Origin of the sequence: Bacillus sp. AFS041924, assembly GCF_002577195.1 — a bacterium.
GTDB lineage: Bacteria > Bacillota > Bacilli > Bacillales > Bacillaceae_G > Gottfriedia.
In genome coordinates this window covers 1-5041 of record NZ_NULG01000134.1, presented here as the reverse complement: position 1 = coordinate 5041, position 5041 = coordinate 1, and the positions used below count along the sequence as shown (strand labels likewise).

General features: G+C 33.0%; 3 protein-coding genes. 1 reads left to right on the top strand and 2 read right to left on the bottom strand.

What is annotated here, in order from left to right; genetic code table 11:
• Nucleotides 1-273 precede the first annotated feature (273 nt).
• Nucleotides 274-3000 carry an aconitate hydratase AcnA gene (gene acnA, locus COC46_RS20760; RefSeq protein ID WP_098811794.1) on the bottom strand — a complete coding sequence of 909 codons (2727 nt, stop codon included), beginning with the start codon at nt 2998-3000 and terminating at the stop codon, nt 274-276.
• A 609-nt stretch (nt 3001-3609) separates the two neighbouring features.
• Nucleotides 3610-3840, bottom strand: coding sequence for a M15 family metallopeptidase domain-containing protein (locus COC46_RS20755; RefSeq protein WP_483295518.1), 231 nt, complete (start codon nt 3838-3840; stop codon nt 3610-3612).
• Nucleotides 3841-4197: 357 nt separating this feature from the next.
• On the opposite strand from COC46_RS20755, the gene sspO reads away from it, so the two are divergent.
• The gene (gene sspO, locus COC46_RS20750; protein WP_098811793.1) at nt 4198-4344 is read left to right on the top strand and encodes a small acid-soluble spore protein O; all 147 of its coding nucleotides are present in this window, start codon (nt 4198-4200) and stop codon (nt 4342-4344) included.
• Nucleotides 4345-5041 lie beyond the last annotated feature (697 nt).

Below are 5041 nucleotides of genomic sequence, written 5' to 3'. Positions count from 1 at the left end.
TTACCGATTTTTATTTGCGATTCTACAGATTTAATTGCGCTAACCGACTTTTATTTGCGATTCCACAGATTTAATTGCGCTAATCGATTTTTATTTGCGATTCTACAAATTTAATTGCGATTACCGATTTTTATTTACGATTCCACTCATTTATTTTCGACCATTAATGTAATTTACGATTCTCTTAATTTATTTCTGATCATGCGAACTCACTAAATATCCCCTAAAAAAAACAAAAAACACGGTCCACTAAAGACCGTGTTTCTCTAAAAATTAATAAGTTACTTTAGAATTATTTAATTTATCACGTAATACCATTTGTAAGATACCACCGTGACGGTAGTAGTCAATTTCAACTTCGCTGTCGAAACGAGCAACTACATCAAATTCAACAGTCGTTCCGTCTTCTTTCGTTGCAGTTACTTTTACAAGATCACGCGGTTTAACGTTCTCATCTACATTAACAGCAAATACTTCTTTACCAGTTAATCCAAATGTTTCAGCATTTTCACCAGCTTTAAATTGAAGTGGTAAAACACCCATTAATACTAAGTTACTTCTGTGAATACGTTCGAAACTTTCAGCTAGAACTGTTTTGATACCTAAAAGATTTGTTCCTTTAGCAGCCCAGTCACGAGAACTTCCCATACCGTAGTCATTTCCAGCTAAAATCATTAATCCAGTACCATCTTCTTTATAACGCATTGCTGCATCATAAATTGACATAACTTCGCCAGTTGGCCAGTAAGTAGTGTATCCACCTTCTGTACCTGGTGCGATTTGGTTACGGATACGGATATTAGCGAATGTACCACGCATCATTACATCATGGTTACCACGACGAGAACCATATGAGTTAAAGTCAACAGGTTTAACACCTTTACTTTGTAAGTAAAGTCCTGCAGGAGTTGTTTTACCAATTGATCCAGCTGGTGAAATGTGGTCAGTTGTTACTGAATCACCGAATTTACCAACGATTTTTAAACCAGCTAATGGTTTAACTTCGCCTGGCTCTTTTGATAACCCTTCAAAGAATGGCGGATTAGCGATATAGGTTGATTCGCTATCCCATTTATATAATGAATCATCAGTCGTTTGAATTTCGTTCCAACGCTTGTTATCTTCAAATACTCTTTCATATTCTTTCTTGAATAATTCAGGAGTAACTGTAGCAGCAACAACTTCTTGAACTTCAGCAGATGTTGGCCAAATGTCTTTTAAGAATACATCTTTTCCATCTTTGTCTTGACCGATTGGCTCGACAGAGAAGTCGATATTTACATTGCCAGCTAACGCATAAGCAACTACTAATGGTGGTGATGCTAAGTAGTTACCTTTAACTTGAGGATGAATACGTCCTTCAAAGTTACGGTTACCAGAAAGTACAGATGTTACTAACATATCATTTTCAGCAATTGCTGCTTCCATTTCAGGTGCTAATGGACCAGAGTTACCGATACATGTTGTACATCCATAACCAACAATGTTAAATCCTAATTGGTTTAAGAAAGGAATTAATCCAGCTTCTTGTAAATATCCACTAACAACTTTAGAACCAGGAGCTAATGAAGTTTTTACATAAGCAGGTACAGTTAAACCTTTTTCAACAGCTTTTTTAGCTACTAAACCAGCACCTAACATTACGTATGGGTTTGAAGTATTAGTACAACTTGTGATTGCTGCAATTGCAACTGCACCAGTTGTAAAAGTTGTTTCAGTACCGTTTTCAAATTTAACATTTACTTCTTTATTTAATGCTTCATCAGTTAAACCAAAACCTGCATTACCCATTGGAGCAGAAACTGCTGCTTGGAATGCTTTTTTCATTTCAGATAATGGAATTAAATCTTGTGGACGTTTTGGACCAGAAAGATTTGATTCAATTTCAGAAAGATTGATTTCAACTAAATCAGTGAAAGAAGGATCTTCTAGATCTGCTGTATAGAATAAATCATTAGCTTTGCAGTATGCTTCTACTAATTGAATTTGCTCTTCACTACGACCTGTTAAACGTAAATAGTTAAGTGCTTCAACATCAACTGGGAAGAATCCACATGTTGCACCGTACTCAGGAGCCATGTTTGCGATTGTTGCACGGTCTGCTAGAGGCATGCTTTGTAAACCTGGTCCGAAGAACTCAACAAATTTATTTACTACACCTTTTTTACGTAAAACTTCAGTAACCTTTAACGCTACATCAGTTGCAGTTGTTCCACTTGGTAAAGAACCAGTTAATTTTACACCGATTACTTCTGGAACTGGGAAATATGATGGTTGACCAAGCATTCCTGCTTCAGCCTCAATACCACCTACACCCCAACCTAATACACCGATACCATTAATCATTGTAGTATGTGAGTCAGTACCTACTAATGTATCTGGGAATGCTACTACTTCACCATCTTCATTTGCAACTGCTTGAACTACATTCGCTAAGTATTCTAAGTTAACTTGGTGTACGATACCAGTTGCTGGTGGTACTGCACGATAGTTATTAAATGCTTTTTGAGCCCAACTTAAGAATTGGTAACGCTCTTCGTTACGAGAAAATTCTAAATCCATATTGAAATCCAATGCATCAACTGAACCAGCTTTATCAACCATTACAGAGTGGTCAATTACTAGGTCTACTGGAATTTCAGGATTAATTACTTCAGGGTCTCCACCCATATCTGCCATTGCCTTACGTAATGAAGCTAAGTCAACTACAGCTGGAACACCTGTGAAGTCTTGTAAAATTACACGAGAAGGTTTAAACGGAACATCTACATCCTGTAGCTCGCTTGTTCCCCATTTTGCTAAATTTTCAACATGATCTTTTGTAATTACTCTTCCATCTACTTGACGAAGAACTGACTCTAGTAACACTTTAATCGAATAAGGTAATTTACCGATTTTAGCTACTCCAGCTTCTTCAATTGCTTTTAAGCGATAATAATGATAAGTTTTATCGTTCGCAGTAAATGTCGAACGAGATTGGAAAACGTCATTTTTCCCCATGTTTTCTTCCCCCTATTAAGCAAAAAATGTCTGAATATATTTACTATCCAAACTTTTCAATACCTTACAATAATATATTATTACAATGTATATCATAAGTAAATAAGAAGTAACTTATCATTTGCAATAAGTATTACTTATGACTAAATTTATCGAATAGGAATTTTAATAATCTTTTACTAATATATCAATAGTTAACACGAATAATTAAATTTGTTTATTAAAGGCTTATGATTGAAATGTGAACAAATTTTAACTTTCTGTAGAAGTATAGAACTAATAGGTGAGACAAAAAAAGAGCCCCTTAAATTAATTCCGGAGTCTTTATATATCTTTATTATATCAATTTCTAGTCATTTCACTCCATACACCAATCAATGGTAAAACTACCATTGACTTATCTTTACTCATGAACCTGTAATGAGTAAGGTTTTTTCTTCTTTTTGCTTTTTTACTTACTCATGATGAGTATTTAATTTTCATATTTCTTACTAATAAGTGACCTTCCATGATTATCTTCAACTAGTCTTTATCACCACGCAGAAAAACCCTGTACATCCAAATACAGGGTTTGTAAAAGTTCTTTTTTTCACACGGAATCGTTTTTCATTAATCAAAATCGAGTGCTTGACCTACGATATGATATGATTTCCTAGTTTGAGATTTACCATTCTCGACTAATACTTCTTGTCGCTCTTTCGTACGAGTTGTTTCGTAAATTAAAACATTTATACCGTTTTTTATACAGTAGTTGTACCATTTTAAAGCTGCTTGCTTTGTGTTTGGAGCTAGTTTATTTAGATTAGATAAATTTCTTTCGTGATAAGTTGGATTTTTCATTTATCATTTCCCCTTTTGAGTAAATTTAAATTGCCAACCTACTTAGGAAGACTTATCCCAGTAATCATTTCAACTGGATTTATCCATTGATCACCTTTACAAATGATCAATTTGCACACATAAGCCAATATATTCACTAAATTAAAATTCGGTTTGAATAAATAGTCCAAAAGATATCAATTTTTCACAAAAACAAGACTTTCAACCCATTAATTTGTTCTTCATAAATTCCTCTTTCAGAATTTACCAAATGACTTTTTGCGTACTAAAAAAATTAAAGGTAAGACTATTTTATATACAAGGCTGTTTTCAAAAGGTTTAATGACGAAATTAGCCATATATTAAGGAGGAATTTTCATGTCAAGACGTAAAAATAATACTGGCAGCGGGATGTCAGCATCTATTGAACAAGGTAAAGCTGCTGGATTTAATGAAGAAACTGCACAAGAACCACTTACAGCTGAATATAAGTTAAACAATAAAAAGACCAAAAAAAGACAATAAAGAAAACTCGCCGTTTGGCGAGTCTTTATGCGAAGACAGAGGGTATTTGCAGTTAGACTTAATTCCTAAAATTAGAAACTAAGTCGACTATTCTTCTCCACTGCCAATTTAGGGTAAAAAAAATAGCAAGCAATTTTAGTAGTAAACATTGCTTGCTACTTTTTTAATATTTTTTGATTATTACTCATCTTTACGTTTTCTTAAAATATTTTTGTTTAATGACGAATGTTGTGGCATTAAATAAATAATATCTCCAGTTCTTTTTGTATCTCTATCAACATTACTTTTTCTTCGATTATAGTATAGGAAAAAATTAATGACATTTCTTTGTCTCTTATTATATTGAACTTTCTTAAACAAGAGATAGAGTACGATCACACCCGAATATATAAGACAAACCGTTAGAACTTGCATAATCAGTATCAGTCTCCTCTTTCATTTTGACTATTACTAGTATTGGTCAAATTACTTGTTTCATACATCAAAAGAGTCAGACAAACTAAAAAAAATAACTTTTACTCTATTAATTTCTTAGAAAATTTATATTTAAATTGTTGTTTGTCATTTTTTATCTTAAAATTATGAAAAATAATTTTCTCAACATTCTAATTTTCTAATTTTAAAGAATGAATTAAATCATATAAATACCTCCCTTTCATTAATTTATTTATATATATGGAAAATGGTTATCGAAAAT